15 protein-coding genes are annotated in these 17,740 nt (G+C 69.3%); 8 read left to right on the top strand and 7 right to left on the bottom strand.

Annotated features, from left to right (window positions below):
• Window positions 1–14 precede the first annotated feature (14 nt).
• Window positions 15–497, bottom strand: coding sequence for an MSMEG_0572/Sll0783 family nitrogen starvation response protein (locus MOTC310_RS30345; RefSeq protein WP_058191264.1), 483 nt, complete (start codon window positions 495–497; stop codon window positions 15–17).
• Between the two features lie 358 nt (window positions 498–855).
• On the opposite strand from MOTC310_RS30345, the gene MOTC310_RS30340 reads away from it, so the two are divergent.
• Window positions 856–2,295 (top strand): aminotransferase-like domain-containing protein, encoded by a 1,440-nt coding sequence (locus tag MOTC310_RS30340; RefSeq protein ID WP_331304455.1) that lies wholly within the window; start codon window positions 856–858, stop codon window positions 2,293–2,295.
• Window positions 2,296–2,741: 446 nt separating this feature from the next.
• On the top strand, window positions 2,742–3,560 hold the full coding sequence (locus tag MOTC310_RS30335; protein WP_331304454.1) for a hypothetical protein: 819 nt from the start codon (window positions 2,742–2,744) through the stop codon (window positions 3,558–3,560).
• A 354-nt stretch (window positions 3,561–3,914) separates the two neighbouring features.
• Here the strand turns inward: MOTC310_RS30335 and MOTC310_RS30330 are convergent, their stop codons facing one another.
• Window positions 3,915–4,793 carry an NmrA family NAD(P)-binding protein gene (locus MOTC310_RS30330; RefSeq protein WP_331304453.1) on the bottom strand — a complete coding sequence of 293 codons (879 nt, stop codon included), beginning with the start codon at window positions 4,791–4,793 and terminating at the stop codon, window positions 3,915–3,917.
• A gap of 122 nt (window positions 4,794–4,915) precedes the next feature.
• Between MOTC310_RS30330 and MOTC310_RS30325 the strand changes: the two genes are divergently transcribed.
• The gene (locus tag MOTC310_RS30325; RefSeq protein ID WP_331304452.1) at window positions 4,916–5,806 is read left to right on the top strand and encodes a LysR family transcriptional regulator; all 891 of its coding nucleotides are present in this window, start codon (window positions 4,916–4,918) and stop codon (window positions 5,804–5,806) included.
• A gap of 55 nt (window positions 5,807–5,861) precedes the next feature.
• Here the strand turns inward: MOTC310_RS30325 and MOTC310_RS30320 are convergent, their stop codons facing one another.
• Window positions 5,862–6,821: a LysR substrate-binding domain-containing protein gene (locus tag MOTC310_RS30320; RefSeq protein WP_331304451.1), complete on the bottom strand. Its 960-nt coding sequence runs from the start codon at window positions 6,819–6,821 to the stop codon at window positions 5,862–5,864.
• 108 nt (window positions 6,822–6,929) lie between these two features.
• On the opposite strand from MOTC310_RS30320, the gene MOTC310_RS30315 reads away from it, so the two are divergent.
• The 3 genes from MOTC310_RS30315 (at window position 6,930) to MOTC310_RS30305 (ending at window position 11,143) form a co-directional block, all read left to right on the top strand.
• Entirely contained in the window at window positions 6,930–8,219 is a 1,290-nt protein-coding gene (locus MOTC310_RS30315; protein WP_331304450.1) for a D-serine ammonia-lyase, read from the top strand.
• 143 nt (window positions 8,220–8,362) lie between these two features.
• On the top strand, window positions 8,363–9,598 hold the full coding sequence (locus tag MOTC310_RS30310) for an MFS transporter (protein ID WP_331304449.1): 1,236 nt from the start codon (window positions 8,363–8,365) through the stop codon (window positions 9,596–9,598).
• A 48-nt stretch (window positions 9,599–9,646) separates the two neighbouring features.
• A complete protein-coding gene (locus MOTC310_RS30305) occupies window positions 9,647–11,143 on the top strand; it encodes an amidase (RefSeq protein ID WP_331304448.1) in 1,497 nt (498 codons plus the stop codon).
• 42 nt (window positions 11,144–11,185) lie between these two features.
• Here the strand turns inward: MOTC310_RS30305 and MOTC310_RS30300 are convergent, their stop codons facing one another.
• The 4 genes from MOTC310_RS30300 to MOTC310_RS30285 all read right to left on the bottom strand — a co-directional run bounded on the left by MOTC310_RS30300 (window position 11,186) and on the right by MOTC310_RS30285 (window position 12,769).
• Window positions 11,186–11,437 (bottom strand): PilZ domain-containing protein, encoded by a 252-nt coding sequence (locus MOTC310_RS30300; protein ID WP_331304447.1) that lies wholly within the window; start codon window positions 11,435–11,437, stop codon window positions 11,186–11,188.
• 126 nt (window positions 11,438–11,563) lie between these two features.
• Entirely contained in the window at window positions 11,564–11,869 is a 306-nt protein-coding gene (locus tag MOTC310_RS30295; protein ID WP_331304446.1) for a hypothetical protein, read from the bottom strand.
• 265 nt (window positions 11,870–12,134) lie between these two features.
• Window positions 12,135–12,416, bottom strand: coding sequence for a hypothetical protein (locus tag MOTC310_RS30290; RefSeq protein ID WP_331304445.1), 282 nt, complete (start codon window positions 12,414–12,416; stop codon window positions 12,135–12,137).
• A 158-nt stretch (window positions 12,417–12,574) separates the two neighbouring features.
• Window positions 12,575–12,769, bottom strand: a complete 195-nt coding sequence (locus MOTC310_RS30285) for a hypothetical protein (protein WP_331304444.1) — start codon at window positions 12,767–12,769, stop codon at window positions 12,575–12,577.
• A gap of 238 nt (window positions 12,770–13,007) precedes the next feature.
• On the opposite strand from MOTC310_RS30285, the gene MOTC310_RS30280 reads away from it, so the two are divergent.
• Window positions 13,008–16,277: an efflux RND transporter permease subunit gene (locus MOTC310_RS30280; RefSeq protein WP_331304443.1), complete on the top strand. Its 3,270-nt coding sequence runs from the start codon at window positions 13,008–13,010 to the stop codon at window positions 16,275–16,277.
• Window positions 16,277–17,662: an efflux RND transporter periplasmic adaptor subunit gene (locus MOTC310_RS30275; RefSeq protein ID WP_331304442.1), complete on the top strand. Its 1,386-nt coding sequence runs from the start codon at window positions 16,277–16,279 to the stop codon at window positions 17,660–17,662. The genes MOTC310_RS30280 and MOTC310_RS30275 overlap by 1 nt, the downstream gene beginning before the upstream one ends.
• Window positions 17,663–17,740: the final 78 nt, after the last annotated feature.

The following is a 17,740-nucleotide window of genomic DNA, read 5'->3' as shown; positions in this document are numbered from 1 at the left end:
GCCGGGTGCGAGCGTCAGACGGTCCAGGTGTCGATGATTACCGCGTTGTCGCGCTTGTGCAGGAGAATGCAGTCGAGAACGTCGAGGGGATTGATCATGCGAATACCCTCGATGAAGGCCGCCTCGCCGTGGCCGTACAGGGCCTGGGTCGAGAACCGGCAGGCATAGACCTTGCCGCCCTCGGCCATGAACTTCTCGAGCTGGTTGTTGAAGTTGAGATGGCCCGGGAAAGCCTCGTCGCCGAGCCGCGGGAAGCCGCGCTGGACGCCGAGCGTGATGCCCGGGCCGTAGAGCAGGATCGAGGTCTCGAAGCCCTTGCGCTGCAGACGCGTGGCCTGGAGCAGGTTGACGAGGCCGATGGAGCCCTCGAACGCGACGGTGTGGAAGGTGACGAGCGCCTTCTGGCCCGGCTCGGCCTTCACGTCCTCGAAGACCTTCTCCTCGTAGTCGACCAGGAAGTCGCCCTTCTTGTGGGGTTCGCGGTTCACGGCAGGCATGGCTCACGCTCCTCGTTGTCCGGACCGCGGCAGGCGAGGCTGCGGGCGATCTGCCGACAGGATGGCAAGCGGTGTGCCAGATCATCGGGCTCAGAGATCCGAGCAATGGACCGCCCGGAAATGCATACAAATATGCGATCAAGCAGTCGGTAATATAATCCTGGCTTCTAACTGATGTCGCACATTTCATCGCCATTGCGTGCGCATGACTTAAGCATAGAGCGCTCGCTACTGCTTCCGTGATTGTAGGCATTGCATGGATCGTCGGCGCGCAGGAGCGCGTCCGAACGTGCGGTACGGCGCTTGCAAGCCATACAATCGATCATTGATCGCATGTCACGGCGCGGGTGCTGGACCGATGAGGGCGTTGGAGAGCGGGAGACGGTCGGTCACCCGGAGCGGCACGGCCGATTCCTGGACCCCCGACCTCAAGCGATGGGGGAAGCCCCATTATCTAGCCATCGCGGACGCGCTCGCGGACGACATCCGGACCGGCCATCTGCTGCCGGGCACGCGCCTGCCGACCCAGCGCGCCCTCGCCGAGACACTCGATCTCAACTTCACGACCGTGTCCCGCGGCTACGTCGAGGCGCACCGGCGCGGCCTGATCGAGGGACGCGTCGGTCGGGGCACCTTCGTTGTCGATCCGGCGGAGGGCACCCGTCCCGGCGACGCCCCGCGATCCCGACGTTCGGGTCCGGTCGACTTCACCATGAACCTGCCTCCGGAGCCCGACCTGCCGGAAGTGCAGGCCCGCATGAGGTCATCCTTCGCGGACCTGTCCGGCGATCTCGCCGATCTGCTGCGCTATCAGGGCTTCGGCGGAACGGAGGCGGACAAGGAAGCCGCGCTGCGCTGGCTCGGGGGGCGCGGGATCGTCACGGCACGCGAGCGGCTCCTGATCTGCCCGGGTGCGCACAGCGCCCTGTCCAGCATCCTGGCACAGGTCGCGCGGGCCGGCGATACGATTTGCGCCGAACGCATCACCTATCCGGGCATCCGAACCCTCGCCGCCCACCGGGGCCTGCGCCTGATCGGCCTGCCGATGGACCGTCACGGGATCGATCCCGACGCCTTCGCGGCCGCCTGTACCAGGGACACCCCGAAAGCCATCTACCTCAACCCCCTCCTCCAGAACCCGACCACCGCGACCCTGTCCCGCGGCCGGCGCGAGGCCGTCGTCGCGACGGCGCGCCGTTACGCGGTCACCATCATCGAGGACGACGCCTACGCGCGCATCTGCCCGACACCGCCACCGAGTTTCGCGGAGCTTGCGCCCGAGATCACCTACTACGTGGCCGGCGTCGCGAAGTGCCTGGGCGCCGGGCTTCGCCTGGCCTTCCTGGTCGCCCCCAGCGCGCGATCCGCGCTGCCCCTCGGCGACGCCTTGCGCGCCGCCACCGTGATGGCGTCCCCGATCTCGACGGCGCTGACGACGCGCTGGATCATGGACGGAACGGCGGACGCCATCGTGGCTTTCGTCCGCGCCGAGTCGGCCGCGCGCCAGAGCCTCGCCGCCGCGTTGCTGCCGGCCGAGACCTACGTCGCGGACCCGCACGCCTTCCACGTCTGGATCAACCTGCCCATCGGATGGACGCGCTCGGCCTTCGCCAGCCAGGGCCGCTCCGCCGGTCTCGGGGTGGTCGGCAGCGATGCCTTCTGCGTCGCGGGAACGCCCCCCGAATCCGTCCGGCTATGCCTTGGGGGCCCCTCGACCCGACAGCAGATCGCCCACGGCCTTGAGATGCTGGCCCATGCCCTGGAAGGGTCACCGGCTCTCGCCTCGACCTACATCTGACCCGCCCTGACGAGCCCCTTCGACACGTCAGACCCGCTTTGCATGGGCCGGTCCACGTGTTGCCTCAGCACCGCCGCGGGAATCGGGCCCCGGATATCGTCGCGGGGAACCGAATTCCTGCCCACGTGGAGCGTCGAGAAGTTCGCGTCCTGAGGGTGAAGCTTCGACTGACCGAATCGACGCTTTACATGGTCGCTAGTCGATACGCTCCGCTTGACAGAACTCGGACATCAGCGAGCGGGCCGAGGCGGTTGCTCGCCAGGTTTGGGAGTCGACGCAACCCTCCGCCCGAGGTCGATCTCCCCTCCCGTGCCAGGGTCGTGCCGTCCGGTTTCAGGTGGGCAAGTCTGGCGCCTTTCGCTTTGGTCTGGATCGGCCGCCCGTGATAGCGAGGGCGCGGCTCCGAAGCCGGCCCGGGTCGGCGGCGCGACGCGCGGGAAACGACCTTGGCGGCGATTTGGCTGACGGCCCTGATCCGGGCGCTGACCTCCGGCACCGTGGTGGTGCTCGCCTCCGTCCTGGCCGAATGGCTGGGACCGGTCTGGGGCGCGCTCATCGTCAGCCTGCCGGTGTCCGCCGGACCGGCCTACGTGTTCATGGCGATGGAACACGACGCCGCCTTCGTGGCCGGGGCGGCCCTCAACGGCTTCGCCGCGAACGCCGCCACCGGCCTGTTCCTGATCGTCTACGCTCACCGGGCGGCCGGCCGGACCATGACCTCGACGCTCGGCCCGGCGATCCTGGCGTGGCTCGCCGCGGCCCTTCCGGTCTCGGCCCTCGCGTGGACGCCGATGACGGCGTTCCTGCTCAATGCGGCCGTCTACGGCGCCGGTGCCCTCTCGACCCGGCACGTGGTGCGCGCAACCCTCGTGCGCAGCGCCGTCGTGGCCAGGCCGCGCCCGCTGGATCTCCTCGTCCGGGCGAGCGCCGTCGCCCTGTTCGTCGCGGCTCTGCTGGCCCTGAGCACCGCCCTCGGCCCTGCCAGGACAGGGGTGATCGCGGCCTTCCCGGTCACGATGACGAGCGCCTTCGTCATCCTCCATCGCCGGATCGGCGGAGCGGCGATGGCGCGACTGGCGAGCGTCGCGATCCGGGGCGTGTTCGGCTTCGGCCTGACCTTGCTGACCCTTCACCTGACGATCCAGCCTCTCGGGGCCGCGCTCGCGCTGACGATCGCGCTGCTCGTCTCGTTGATCTACTCGGCCGGCCTCCTCGTGGTTCAGCCCCGTCCCGCTCGGCCGGAGCCGAGCATCGTCACGCGCTGAGACGGTTCGGCCGCGACGACCTGTCCCCGGCTGCCGCGTCCGCCCGCGGCGCCGCGTCGACCGGAGCGCGACCAGCCGAACGCGGACAGGTCGCGCCGGCCGACGGAGGAGGAAGGCGCGGAAGCCGGATCGCGACGGGGCTCGGCTCCATGCGGGTGGCCGGAGCGGCCGAACACCTGACCGCCGGCCCATCGCAACAGGATCCGGGACCCGCGGCGTCCGTCGTTCCCCGGCTGTCACCTCCCTCGCCCCGACCGGCAGGTGACATACCCTGCGGAGCCCGATCGGTCCTGCCCTAGCGGGAGGCGTCCTCGCCTCGCCGCTCCCGAGATCGCGCCCGATCGGCCCCGCCGCTCAGACACCCCGCCAGTTGCGGGCGACCTCGGCCGCGAAGTCGCGGTAGCTGCGCGGCCTGCGGCCGAGCAGGTCGGCGAAGCGCTCCACCTCGGCCTCGGTCGCGACGGCGCCGTCCTCCTGATAGCGGCGCATCATCACCCGCAGGTCGTAGGCGAGCCAGGCGGGGGCGAAGCCGCGGAGCCGCTGCTCCATCCCGTCGAGATCGTCACCGCCGTAGCGCACCGCGCGCCCGAGGGCCTGGGCCCAGATCTTCGCCAGCGCGTCGCCCGTCAGGGCGTCCGGACCGACGACGTCGTAGGTCTCGGCGGGTAGGCGACCCGGCGCCCGCTCGCGTCGCAGCAGCGCGATGGCCGCCGCCTCGGCGATGTCGCGCACGTCGACCATCGAGATCCCGACCTGTCCGAGGGGCACGGCGAAGGTGCCAGCCGCGAGGAGCGCCTCCTTCTGGGCGAGGTCGTTCTGCATGAAGTAGGACGGCCGCAACACGGTGGCGGGCAGGTCGAGGGCGGCGATCATCCGCTCGACGGCGTGCTTGCCGGTGAAGTGCGGGGCGTCGACGTAGGCCTCGCTCTTGAAGACCGACAGATAGACGATGCCGCGCACGCCGGCGTCGCGGGCGAGGCTAAGCGTCGTGATCGCCTGAGTCAGCTCGTCCGGCACGTTGGCGACGAGGAGGAACAGCGTATCGACCCCGGCCAGCGCCGCGCGCATCGCGTCGATATCGGCAGGATCGCCTCGGAGAGCCTCGACACCGGACGGGAAGTGCGCCTTCTCGGGCGCGCGCGTCAGGGCACGCACGGCGGCGCCCTCCGCGACGAGGTGATCGATCACGGCGGAGCCGATGCGGCCCGTGGCACCGGTGACGAGGATGGTCATGGCTTTTCTCCTGGAAGCGGGGCGGTCCGGAGCGGGCCGCCGCTGACCCGAAGATGCTGTGTTCCCTTCGTGAGCCATAGACGGCAAGATCGGGACTGGGTGTCCCAGATCTGGAACGACACATGGACCTCTCGGCGCTCGCCGACTTCAACCTCGTCGCCGGCCACGGCGGCTTCGGCCGAGCCGCCAGGGCCAGCGGCCGACCGAAGGCAACGCTGTCGCGGCGGGTGGCCGAGCTCGAGGCGAGCCTCGGAGCGCGGCTGATCGAGCGGGGCGAGCGCAGCCTGCGCCTGACCGAGGCGGGAGCGCTCCTTCATGCCCGCACGGGACCACTTCTCAGCGAGATCGCGGAAGCCGGCGCCGTGGTGGGTGGCGGCCTCGACCGGCCCCGGGGACGCCTGCGCGTGAGTGCGCCGCTGCTCCTGTCCGATACGCAGCTCGGCCGCGTCGCCGCCGACTTCGCCCGCGCCTATCCGGAGGTCGAGCTGGAGATCTGCGCCGAGGACCGGTTCGTCGACCCGATCGAGGAGAGCTTCGACGTGATCATCAGGGTCAACCCGAAGCCGGACGAGCGCCTCGTCGGGCGCTGCGTCCTCCGGGACGAACTCTGGCTGGTGGCATCGCCCGACGCCCGGCGTCCCGAGCTGCCGGCCGGGGCCGACGCGGCGACGTTATCGGCCGCGGTGCGCTGGACGCCGCGACAGGACGAGACGTGGCGGGTCCATGATGGCCGGACGCGCCGATCCTACGTGCCCGTGCCGGTCCTGCGATTGTCTTCGCTGCCGATGCTGCGGGATGCGGTTGTGGCGGGCGCCGGCGCGGCCCTGCTGCCGCGCTCGCTCGTCGGGGGCGACGTGGCGGCCGGGCGGCTGGCCTGCTGGGGTTGGCTGGAGGGCTCGCCGACGGAGCTGTGGGCGCTCCACACGTCCCGGCGGCTGGTGAGCCCCAAGGTCAACGCCTTCGTGGCCCACCTCGCGGCCGCGCTGTCGGCCGGCGCTTCGCTCGACCTGTAGCGCTCGGCTCGGGACAGAGGCGGCGCCCAACTGGTTGCGGAGCGGGCGCGAGACCTCATCCACTGCCCAGCGCCTCACCCGCGCGTGGCGGATCGGCCGCGCTCGGCGGCCCTGCCATGCTGAGAGCCAGCCACTCCACGAAGGCTGCCGCGGGACCCGCGGGCGGCAGGGCACGCACGAGCACGAAGTATCGAAGCCCGCCCATGACGGCCTCGCCGCAAGCGGGAACGAGACGACCGTCGGTGCGATAGGGCGCGACGATCAGCGATCGTCCGAGCGCGATGCCCGAGCCGCCGAGCGAGGCCCGCAGCGCCAGTTGCGCGAGGTTGAAGTAGAGGTTCTGGATCCGGCCGTCCCAGGGCGCCCCGTGAAGCTTGATCCAGCGGTCCCACTCCTCCGAGCCGGTCGCGGCAGCTTCCCACGGCGTCGCGTCGTGGAGCAGGACGACGGCTCCATCGGGCTTCGCCGCCGCGGCAGACCGGTAGGCCGGGGAGCAGACCGGATAGACCGGTTCAGGATGGTCGAAGACGACCGCCGCACCGGGCGGCGGCGCCGGGCCGTAACGGACCGCCACGTCGATGCCGGCCAGCGCCATGCGTGCCGAGTCCAAGTCGTGGGTCTCGCCGAAGACGGCGACATCGATGTCGGGATGCGCGTCGCTGAAAGCCTTCAGGCGCGGCGCGAGCCATTCCGAAGCCAGGGAGGGAATGCAGCTGATCCGCAGCGTCTCCCGGCCCTCGCGCCGCTCCGCGCGGAGCAGCGCCTCGCCCATTCCGTCGAAGCCGCTCCGCGCCGCGGCGAACAGGTCATGGCCTTCGGCGGTCAGGCGGATTTCCCGGGTGCCCCGGACCAGCAACGGGTAACCGAGGCGCTGCTCCAGCCGCTGGATCCGCTGCGTGACCGCGCTCTGCGTCACCGCCAGGCGATCGCCCGCCTTGGCAAACCCACCCGCCTCGATGAGGGCGCGGAAGAAGAACAGGTCGCCGGCCAGGCGCGCATCGAGCCTGATGGGCATGCGCGATCATAAGCTGGCCTAATAAACGGCGCCAGGGAATATAATTGGCCGCCTCCGCGTCTTTGGCGCAGGTTCGCCGGGCACGAACCGAGCGGGAGCGGAAGCGCCATGGCAGCGGCCAGCGAGATGCAGACCCTACCCTTGGGCGACCGGATCCCGGAAGCGGTCAAGCGCGCCAGCCCCACGATCTGGACGAACCCGGCTTTGGCCCCGACCGCGTCCGTCCTGCCCGGGCTCTCGGCCGGCCGCGCCGACGTGGACGAGGCAGTAGCACGCTGGCAACGGTTCGCGCCGCTCCTCGCACGCCTGTTCCCAGAAGAGGGCGCCGGCCGGATCGATTCGCCGCTCGTCCAGCTGGAAGGGCGACTGTCCCGTGACATCCTGGATGGCGCCGACGGGCGCGTGTTCGTGAAGGCCGACCACGCGCTGCCGGTGACCGGCTGCATCAAGGCGCGCGGCGGCGTCTACGAAGTCCTGGCCTACGCCGAGCAACTGGCCGCCCGGGCCGGGCTGCTCGCTGAAGGGCAATCCTACGCGGCCTTCGCCGATCCGGCATTCCGCGACCTGTTCGCCCGCCACGTGATCGCTGTCGGCAGCACCGGCAACCTCGGCTTCAGTGTCGGCCTGATGGGACGGGCGCTCGGCTTCGCGGTCGAGGTCCACATGTCCCACGACGCCAAGGACTGGAAGAAGCAGCGCCTGCGCGAACTCGGGGCCCGGGTCGTCGAGCATCGCGGCGATTACGGGATCGCGGTCGCGGCGGCGCGCAGCGCGTTCGCCGGCCGTGACGACGCCCATTTCGTCGACGACGAGGATTCCGTCGATCTCTTCCTCGGCTACGCGGCCGCGGCGCTCGACCTGCAGCGGCAGCTCGCGGAGGCCGGGATCGCGGTGGGGCCGGCGCATCCGCTCTGCGTCTATCTTCCCTGCGGCGTGGGCGGTGCGCCGGGCGGCGTCGCCTTCGGGCTGAAGCTGCTGTTCGGTGACGCCGTACACCCGATCTTCGTCGAGCCCGTTGCCGCCCCGTGCATGCTGGTCCAGCTCGCGGCCGGCCTCGACCGCTCGGTCAGCGTCTACGATGTCGGTCTCGACAACCGCACGGCGGCGGACGGGCTGGCCTGCGCCTCGGCGTCGATGCTCGTCGCCCGGACGCTCGAGAAGCTCGTCGCGGCCGTGGTCACGGTGCCCGACGACGCGCTGTTCCGCTGGCTCAAGGTGATGTGGACCGAGGCGGCCTTCCGCCTGGAGCCTTCGGCGGCGGCCGGTTTCGCCGCGGCCGGGCGGTACGCCGCCACGCTCCCGGCGCAGCTGCGCTCCGCGGTCACACACGTGATCTGGACGACCGGCGGCGCGCATCTCCCGGCCGAGGAGTTCGAGGCGGCTCTCGCCCGCGGCTGAGGCGCGGCCCGGCGCGTTCGATGCCGCTTCGAGCCCGGAGAACGCCTGGCCCTTCGCGCCGCTGAGGCGCGCTCCCGGGTCCGACTTGGCAGACGTGCGCGGGATTCGTCTCCGCGCGGGAAACATCGAACCGGAGCCAGACCATGGATGCCGCCCAGCCCGCGCAACCGGGCCGACCCTATCTCGGTTTCGCGCTGCTCTACGCCGCCTACTGCATCTCCTACGTGGACCGCGCCGCGATCGCGCTGGCCCTGACCCAGATCGGCCGTGAATTCGGCCTCAGCCCGACCGAGTACGGCGTCGTCCTGAGCGTCTTCTTCTTCGGCTACTCGCTGATGCAGCTGCCCGGGGGCTGGCTCGCGGACCGGTTCGGCTCGAAATACGTCGTCATCGGCACGGCCGTCGCGTGGTCCGTCTTCACCGCGCTCACCGGCCTCGCGTGGTCGTTCACGTCCCTGATCGCCATCCGGCTGATCTTCGGTCTGGCCGAGGGCGGCTTCCCGGCGGCCTGCATCAAGGCGGTGTCGGAGCAGTTCACGGGGTCGGCGCGCCCCAAGATGTCGTCGCTGATGATCTCGTCGAACTATGTCGGGAGCCTGCTAGCGCCCCTGGTGATGGCCCCGCTGCTGATCTACTTCGGTTGGCGCCACGCCTTCTTCGCGGTCGGCGCCGCGGGCCTGATCTTCGGGTTCGTCTATTATCGCCTGATCCCGCACCGGCCGCCTGCGGCGTATCCGGGCCCCGGCGCGGCCCGGTCCGGTCGCCGCCCATCGGCCCCGGCGCGCGAACTCCTGCGCAACCCGCTCCTGTGGCAGCTGATGCTCGTCTGGTTCGGCCTCGGCTGCATCAACAAGGGCCTCGACGCCTGGATGCCCACCTACCTGCTCCAGGCGCGCGGTCTCGATCTGAAGGCGGTCGGCCTGCTGACGCCCCTCCCCTTCATCATGGCGAGCATCGCGACGGCGATCGGCGGATGGGTCATGATCCGGTTCTTCGACGGCCGGGAAAAGTACATGATCGTGGTCAGCACGATGCTGACTGGGATCTTCCTCTATCTGATGTACAAGGCACCGACGATCGCGGGCGTGATCACGTTCCAGTCGATCACCTACTTCTTCAAATCGTTCGTCTTCGCTGCGGCCTTCGCCCTGCCGACCAAGCTCATGCGGGACGATCAGATCGGCACCAGCATCGGCATGGTCAATCTCGGAGGCCAGTGCGCCGGCTTCATCGCGCCGCTGGTGATGGGCCTGCTGGTCGATCATTACGGCACCTACGACGCCGCGTTCGACTTCCTGCTGACCGCCGCCGCCGTCGCCACCCTGGTCGCCCTGACCATCCGCTCCCGATCCACCGCCGCCTTGCCGCAGGCGGCCTGAAGCGAGGGCCTCTATCGTTCCGCGCCGAATTCCGAGGGAGATCCCGCTTTGGCCGACCTTTGCGACATGTCCGCGGTGGACCTGCGCCGCCTCATCGGGCGCGGGGACATCTCCCCCGTCGAACTCCTGGACTCGTGCCTCGCGCGGATTGCCCGGATCAACCCGGCCGTGAACGCGGTGGTCGCCCTCGACACCGAGCGGGCGCGGGCCGCAGCCCAGAGCGCCGAGGCCGCGGTCCGCGCCGGCGAGCCCCTGGGCCCGCTTCACGGGATCCCGGTCGGCATCAAGGATACCGAGGACACGGCGGGGCTGCGCACGACCTACGGCAGCCCGATCCACGCCGACAACGTCCCGGCCCGGGATCTCGGCGTCGTGGCGCGCCTACGCGGCGCCGGGGCCATCGTCCTCGCCAAGACCAACACGCCCGAATTTGCGGCGGGCGCGAACACGCGCAACACCGTCTACGGGGCCACGGGCAACGCCTTCGATCCGACGCTGTCCGCGGCGGGCTCGTCCGGCGGCTCGGCGGTCGCCCTCGCCTGCGGGATGGTTCCGCTCGCGTCCGGCTCGGATACCGGAGGGTCGCTGCGCAACCCGGCCGCCTACGCCGGGATCGTCGGGATGCGGCCGTCCTCCGGCCTGGTCCCGAACGAGCGACGCGGGCTCGGCTGGGCCAATCTCCCGGTGAACGGGCCGATGGCCCGGACGGTCGGCGATGCCGCCCTGATGCTCGGCGTGATGGCCGACGACGATCCGCGCGATCCCCTAGCCTACACGCTGCCCGGCGAGCCCGTGCGCGGGCGCGCGGATCGCTACCACCCGCCCCAGGCGATCGACCTCGGCACACTCCGCGTCGCGTTCACGGAGGATTTCGGCTTCGCGCCGACGGAACAGCACGTCCGGAGAATCTTCCGCCGCCGGGTCGCTTCCCTGTCGCCGCTCTTCGGCGCGACCGAAACGGCGACGCCGGATTGCACGGGGGCGGATGAGGCGTTCGCGATCCTGCGGGCGGCCCAGTTCCTCGCTTTGCACCTGGACACCTACCGCACCCGACCGCAGCGGCTCGGACCGAATGTCCGCACGAATGTCGAGGAGGGCCTCGGCTACGCGCTCGCCGACTACGCCCGCGCGGCGAGCCTCCAGACCATGATCTACCGGAATTTCGTCGACTTCTTCGCGCGGTTCGACCTGTTGATCAGCCCGACCATCACCCTCTCCCCCCGACCCTGGAGCGAGCTGTACCCGACCGAGATCGACGGTGCCGCCACCCGCTCGTACTTCCACTGGCTGGCCCTGGCCTACGGCGTGACCCTCGCCGGTCACCCGGCGATCAGCCTGCCGCTCGGTGTCGACGAGGCCGGTTTGCCCTTCGGTGTCCAGGTGGTGGCCCGGCGCGGCGGCGATGCCGCCCTGCTCGCGGCGGCGGCGGCCATCGAGGCCCGGTGCGCCGGTCAGCCGGACCTGATCCGTCCGACGCCCGACCTCGCCGGCCTGGCCGACAGGGCGCCGATCGCGCAGAGCCCCGGCTTCCTCGATCTCGGCTGAGCGGCCGCACGCTTCGGAATCACCGCCGGCACCGGCCGACGGTCACTCCATGAGATCGGTCAGCGCCCCGATCTCGTCGGCATTCTTCCAGACCGTCTCGCAGCCGATCACCTTGTCGGTGGCATCGATCGTGAGCGTGAAAGCGGCGGGGATCCGGTCGGTCCCGACAAGCCTGAGGCGGACGCCCCACCGCGACATGTCGTGCACCACGCAGGGGATGGCGGGATGGCCGGCCACCGAGATGCGTCCGTTCAGGTTGACTGATACGCGCCGGGCAATCCGATGATTATCCATAAGTACTCCGCGCCTAAGCGCGCGAGCGTAAGCGGCGACTGATCAAGAAGCCGTTCACAGACTAAGCTCAATTTCGCTCAGGTTCCGCCAAGTCCGGCTCTTCCTGGCTCTTCCCGGTTCTCCCGGCTACCGGTTTGGAAGCCAGCGGGAGACGAATGGCAGCGGTCGCGCCCCTCCGGGCCGCTCGCCGGCATTTCCGCGCGCGTCGGCGTCCGGCAGCAGCGACGCGATCAGGCGGAGCAACTTCTCCCGCTCCTCGCCGGTGAACAGCACGAGGAACGACCCGAGGTCCAATTCCACCTCCGGCGCGTCGTTGCCGGGACGATGAGAGATGTAGGGTTGCCCGGTCCGGACGTCGCGCATAAGTGCCCAGCGGTCGCCGTCGGCGCCGACATGGAATTCCCGCGCAATCCGAGAGGCCTGTTCGATCATCACTCTTCCTGCACGCGACCGGCATGCAACGGTCGGTGGGATATAGTGCATAGTCGAGTTGAGATATAACCTGGCTCAGGAATTCACAGAATTCATCGCTTGCCGGTCGGGCTGAACCGGGACAGGGCGGCGGGTCGCGGGTAACGCGAGGCGCCGAGAGGCCGCGGGCTTGGTTCAGCCGCACGGCCGTCTGGCCTGATCGGCCCCACCCGAACGGCGCCGGAGCGGCAGCCGGGCCGCTCGCGAGCCGCTAACCACGGCTTCGCTAGCGATACGCGTGCGGCCGAGAGCGCTCGAAGGCATCCGCGCAGGCGGTGTCGAAGAGCGTGCAGGGCGGCCGGGCGTCGCCCGGCTCGGCCAACATCGGCTGACCCCGGATGTCTCCCGCGGAGTGAACCTGCGAGTACCGCGATCGCGGGTCGAAATAGGGATCCGACGTGTAGCTGCTCATGAAGGCGCCGCCCGCCGGCATATCGCTCTCGGACAGCGCCGCGCTGGCCTGGAGCGACAGCGCGAAGACCAGGAGCCAGAGACACCGTTTGGCCATTGGTCCGTTTCTCCCCGGACTCACAAGATCGGCGGCGAGGACGCAGTCCTGTGGATGATTCAGGCGGGCATGACGTCGCCGCCGCGCCATTCACAATCGGTCCGCCGGAGGATCGCGCGGTCACGGGTGCGCGCACCGGGACGGACGCCCATTCGAAGTCAGGCGTCGCCGCGATAGCCATCGCCGTCTAGAGGGCTGCCGGACCGGCCCGTGTCGTCTCCAGGAAGATCGCGCAAGACGACCGCGAGGTGCAACCAAATAAGCTTTTCACCAGTAAAAATCGGATTGTTTTCAAAAATCTTTTTCAATTCCTGCTCGGCGATCCGGCGCGCTTGCGCCGCACCGGAGGACATCCGCGTATCGGATCAGCGCTGCGCCCGAGAAAGCGACCGCCAATTTAAATCTCTTAAACGCGCTTTAGTTTGTCGTATCGAATTCATTCGAAGAGCGGTTTTGCGAAGGATATACCTGCGCCCTGCCGGGCTTTCGCCCTGCGTTCTCTTCGCAAACGAGGCCTGATCGGATCGTTGTCCATGCGGCCTCGCCGTGCGGGACCAGGGTCGGATCACGGCGGGACACCCGATTGATCGCATGGAACTCGTCCGGTTCGCTCTGAAGTTCCGCAAGAGCTTCTATGTTCTTGCCGTCCTCATGTTCCTCGCGGGCCTCGGCGCGATCACCGTCGCGCCGAAGGACGTGCTGCCCGCCGTCGACATCCCGGTTGTGGTCGTGGTGTGGACCTACAACGGTCTCGACGCGACCGACATGGTCCAGCGCATCACGAACTACAGCGAGTTCTCGCTGTCGAGCAACGTGAACAACATCCGGCGGATCGAGTCGACGTCGATCCAGGGCACGGTGACCGAGCGGATCTACTTCGATTCTGCCGTCAGCATCGACCTGGCGATGACTCAGGTCGACTCGGCGATGAACGCGATCCGCTCGCGCATGCCGCCGGGCGTGCAGCCTCCCGTCATCATGCGCTTCTCCGCCTCGTCGGTGCCCGTCATCCAGATGGCCCTGTCGTCGTCCAAGCTGCCGCTCACCAAAGTCTTCGACTACGCGCAGTACCGGACCCGTCGACGGCTCGCCGAGGTGCCGGGCTCCACGCTGCCCTCTCCCTATGGCGGCGCTCCGCGTCAGGTCATGGTCGATCTAGACCCCGCCAAGCTGCGCGCGATCGGCATGACGCCGCTCGACGTGCTGAACGCGGTGCTCAAGCAGAATCTCGTGGTGCCGTCAGGCCTCGCGAAGATCGGGACGCAGCAATACACGGTACGGCTGAATTCGAGCCCGCAGCTGGTCGATCAGCTCAATCGCATTCCGATCAAGGTCGCGAACAACCAGCCGGTTCTGCTGCGCGACGTCGCCCACGTCCGGGACGGTTCGCCCCCGCAGATCAACATCGTCCGCGCCGACGGCCACCACTCCGTTCTCCTGCAGGTCCTGAAGAACGGCGCGGCCTCGACCCTGGACGTGGTGAACGCCGTCAAGGCCGCCCTGCCGGACATCCACGCCGCCGCACCGAAGGGCATGACCATCACGCCGCTCTTCGATCAGTCGGTCTTCGTCTCCGACGCCATCTCCGACGTGGTGCGAGAGGCGGTGATCGCGGCCGGGCTCACAGGGCTCGCCATCCTGCTGTTCCTGGGCTCCTGGCGCTCGACCATCGTGGTGCTGGTCTCGATCCCGCTCTGCATCCTGACCTCCCTGTCGATCCTGGTCGCCCTGGGCCAGACCATCAACGTGATGACCCTGGGGGGCCTCGCCCTGGCCGTCGGCATCCTGGTGGATGACGCGACGGTGGCCATCGAGAACACCTACCGGATGTTCGAGGAGGGCTTCTCCTTCCGGCGCTCCGTGGTGGAGGGCGTGGCCGGCATCGCCAAGCCGGCCCTGATCTCCACCCTGGCGATCTGCTCGGCCTTCTCGGCGGTCTTCTTCCTCACCGACGCGCCCCGCTACCTGTTCGTCCCGCAGGCTGAGGCCGTCGTTTTCGCGATGCTGACCTCCTACCTGCTCTCGCGGACGCTGGTCGCGATCCTCATCGACGTCCTCGTCGCCCCGGAATACGCCCGGCATCACGGCGGCGCGGCCGCCGTGTCCGACGGCGTGTCGCCACCCCGCCGCCGCTCGATCCTCGGCCGAATCCTCGGCTTCGCGACCCGGCGCGTCGGCTGGCTGCTCCGGTATCCGCTGCGCGGCGCCCTCGCGTTCCGCAACGCGTTCGAGCGCGGATTCGCGCGCTTTCATGCCGGCTATGTCGGGTTGCTTTGCGCCGTGCTCGGCCACCCGGCCCGCGCCCTGTGCGGCGTTCTCACCGTCTTCGCGGCGACGGCGACGATCTTCCCGTTCGTCGGGCAGGATTACTTCCCGCAGATCGAATCCAATCAGATGACCCTGCACATCCGCACCCGACCGGGTGAGCGGATCGAGCAGGCGGAGAAGATCTTCGCGCAGGTCGAGGACGTGGTCAGGCAGGTCGTCCCGAAGGATGAACTCGGACTCATCCTCGACAACATCGGCCTCCCGGCCTCGAATTACAATTTTGCTTTCATGGACGCGTCGTTCGTCGCCTACAATGACGGTCAGATGCTCATCAACCTGAAGGGCGAGCACAAGCCGATCTCCTTCTACGAGAGGCGGCTGCGTCGGGTCCTGCACGAGTCCTTTCCGGACGACATCTTCTATTTCCAGCCCTCCGATATCATCACGCAGATCCTGAACTTCGGGACGGTCGCGCAGATCGACGTGCAGGTCTCCGGGCGTCACGAGACCGAGGACCTCGCCGCGGCGCAGGACCTCGTCCGCCGCATCGCGGCGGTCCGGGGCGCCGTCGACGTGCACCTTCATCAGATCGTCGACGCCCCGCAGATGTACGTGAACGTCGACCGCCGGCTCGCCTCCGAGATGGGCGTCAGCGAGCAGTCGATCGCGCAGAACCTCAACGTCTCGCTCTCCGGCTCCTTCCAGGTCAGCCCCAACTTCTGGGCCGATCCCAAGTCCGGCATGCCCTATCAACTCTGGGTTCAGACGCCGGAATGGCGCAACGCCGACATCAATCAGCTGATGAATACGCCGGTGTCGGTGCACACGACCGCCAACGACAGGCCCGGCATCCCGATCCTGTTGTCGAACATCGCCACGATGCAGCGGCAGCCGGAGCAGACCGTCATCAATCACGTCAACCAGCAGCCGACCTTCGACATCCTCGCCAACGTCCAGAACGCCGATCTCGGCAGCGTCCGCAACGCCGTGGACCGGATCGTCGCCGAGGAGCAGGCCCGGCTCCCGGCCCCGGACAAGATCCTCGTTCGCGGCCAGATCGAGAGCATGGAGAGCGCGTTCACGCGCATCGAGCTCGGGCTCGGGATCGCGCTGGTGGCGGTCTACCTGCTCCTCGTCCTCAACTACCAGACCTGGGTCGACCCCTTCGTGGTCATCGCAGCCCTGCCGCTGGCCTTCTGCGGCATCGTGATGAGCCTGTTCATCACCAGCACGGCGTTCTCGATCCCCGCCCTGTTCGGCGCGATCATGTCGGTCGGCGTGGCGAGCGCGAACTCGATCCTGCTCGTCACCTTCGCCAAGGAGCACCGCGAGGCCACCGGCTGCTCGGCCCGCGAGGCCGCGCTGATGGCCGGCCATACCCGCCTCCGGCCGGTGCTCATGACAGCCTCCGCGATGTTCCTCGGCCTGATCCCGATGGCGATCGGGGCGGGCGAAGGCGCCGAGCAGAACGCCGCCCTCGCCCGCGCGGTGATGGGAGGAATCGGGATGGGCACCGTCTCGACCCTGCTCTTCGTCCCCCTCCTCTACACGCTGCTCCGCCGCAACCCGATCAAGCCCCTCGAGGATTACTGATGACCCGATTCACCGACGCCCCCGGGAGCGGCGCCGAGGCTGCCGCGCTGGCGCACCAGCACGCGGTCGAGATCGATCCGCTGCGGCAGGACGAGGCCGGTGAGGCCCTGGTCCACGCGGTGCCGCCGCCGCCGCGCAAGCGGCCGTTCCTGGTGGCATTTCTCGCGCTCGGCAGCGCCCTCGGCCTCGGCGCCTGGCACCACTGGGAGACCTTCCAGGCCTCCCTGGAGACTCAGGCCGAGGCCGTGAACTTCGTCCCCGAGGTCCGCACCGGGCCGGCCCAGGTGGATGACGGGCCCCTGACGCTGACCCTGCCGGGCCAGACCGAGGCCTTCGACCACGCCGACATCTTCGCCCGCGCCACCGGCTACATCGCCGAGCGCCGGGTCGACATCGGGTCGCGGGTCAAGAAGGGCGACCTCCTCGTCCGGATCGCCGCGCCGGATCTCGATCAGCAGGCCCGGCAGGCCGAAGCCCAGCTCGGGCAGTTCAAGGCTCAGCTCGCGGTCGCCCAGGCCGATGTGGAGCAGGCGAAGGCGAGCGTGACGCTCGCCAACGTCACCGATGCCCGTACCGCGACCTTGGCCGGCCAAGGCTGGGCCTCGAAGCAGAATGCCGATCAGACCCGCGCCGGGATGCTGACCGCCACCGCGACCCTCGCCGCCGCGCAGGCGAAGGTGAAGGTCGCGGAAGCCAACATCACCGCCCAGCAGGCCACCGTCGACCGGCTTCGCACGCTGACGACCTTCGAGAACGTCGTCGCGCCGTTCGACGGCATCGTGGTGGCCCGCAAGGTCGATGTCGGCGACCTTGTCCACGGCGATGCCGGCTCCGGCACGCCGCTCTTCACGATCGACAGCACCGACGTCCTGCGCGTGGCGGTCCAGGTGCCGCAATCGGCAGCCGTGGGCATCCGCGACGGGGTGAAGGCGCGCGTACAGGTCGCGCAGATGCCGGACCGCACCTTCGCCGGCACGGTGTCGCGCAGCTCGGTTGCCCTCCGATCCTCGGTTCGGACGCTCGATACCGAGGTCGACGTCGCCAACCCGGACGCGGCGCTGCGGCCCGGTCTCTACGTCGCCGTCACGTTCGAGGTGCCGCGCGCCCATCCGCGCGTGACCGTGCCGTCCGAGGCCCTCATCTTCGACGCGGACGGGACCCGGGTGGCCGTGGTCGATGCGGGCGACACGGTTCGGCTTCGTCCGATCACGATCGCGCGCGATCTCGGCACGCGCCTCGAACTGCGCAGCGGCCTCAGCAGCGGCGAGACTGTGGTCCTCAACCCGCCCGCCGGCCTCCAGGATGGCAGCCGCGTCGTCGCGAAAGGCCCGGACACCGCTCGGACCTCGGCAGCCCAGCTCTCCGAGCAGGCGAGCGCGGAGTGAGGCGCATGGTCCAGATCCCCCGTTCCCCTGTAAGCTTCGCCGACCCGATGACGCAGTCCGGCAGCCGCGATCGGACCC

Origin of the sequence: Methylobacterium oryzae (genome assembly GCF_036441375.1) — a bacterium.
GTDB classification, from domain to species: Bacteria; Pseudomonadota; Alphaproteobacteria; order Rhizobiales; family Beijerinckiaceae; genus Methylobacterium; species Methylobacterium oryzae_A.
Note: the sequence above shows the minus strand (reverse complement) of the source record. Positions and strands in the feature narration are given on the sequence as shown.

Excerpts from the sequence above, each read along its gene's own strand:
- MOTC310_RS30345 (WP_058191264.1), bottom strand. The coding sequence starts at position 497 with ATGCCTGCCGTGAACCGCGAACCCCACAAGAAGGGCGACTTCCTGGTC.
- MOTC310_RS30340 (WP_331304455.1), top strand. The coding sequence starts at position 856 with ATGAGGGCGTTGGAGAGCGGGAGACGGTCGGTCACCCGGAGCGGCACG.
- MOTC310_RS30330 (WP_331304453.1), bottom strand. The coding sequence starts at position 4,793 with ATGACCATCCTCGTCACCGGTGCCACGGGCCGCATCGGCTCCGCCGTG.
- MOTC310_RS30325 (WP_331304452.1), top strand. The coding sequence starts at position 4,916 with ATGGACCTCTCGGCGCTCGCCGACTTCAACCTCGTCGCCGGCCACGGC.
- MOTC310_RS30320 (WP_331304451.1), bottom strand. The coding sequence starts at position 6,821 with ATGCCCATCAGGCTCGATGCGCGCCTGGCCGGCGACCTGTTCTTCTTC.
- MOTC310_RS30315 (WP_331304450.1), top strand. The coding sequence starts at position 6,930 with ATGGCAGCGGCCAGCGAGATGCAGACCCTACCCTTGGGCGACCGGATC.
- MOTC310_RS30310 (WP_331304449.1), top strand. The coding sequence starts at position 8,363 with ATGGATGCCGCCCAGCCCGCGCAACCGGGCCGACCCTATCTCGGTTTC.
- MOTC310_RS30300 (WP_331304447.1), bottom strand. The coding sequence starts at position 11,437 with ATGGATAATCATCGGATTGCCCGGCGCGTATCAGTCAACCTGAACGGA.
- MOTC310_RS30295 (WP_331304446.1), bottom strand. The coding sequence starts at position 11,869 with ATGATCGAACAGGCCTCTCGGATTGCGCGGGAATTCCATGTCGGCGCC.
- MOTC310_RS30290 (WP_331304445.1), bottom strand. The coding sequence starts at position 12,416 with ATGGCCAAACGGTGTCTCTGGCTCCTGGTCTTCGCGCTGTCGCTCCAG.
- MOTC310_RS30285 (WP_331304444.1), bottom strand. The coding sequence starts at position 12,769 with ATGTCCTCCGGTGCGGCGCAAGCGCGCCGGATCGCCGAGCAGGAATTG.
- MOTC310_RS30280 (WP_331304443.1), top strand. The coding sequence starts at position 13,008 with ATGGAACTCGTCCGGTTCGCTCTGAAGTTCCGCAAGAGCTTCTATGTT.
- MOTC310_RS30275 (WP_331304442.1), top strand. The coding sequence starts at position 16,277 with ATGACCCGATTCACCGACGCCCCCGGGAGCGGCGCCGAGGCTGCCGCG.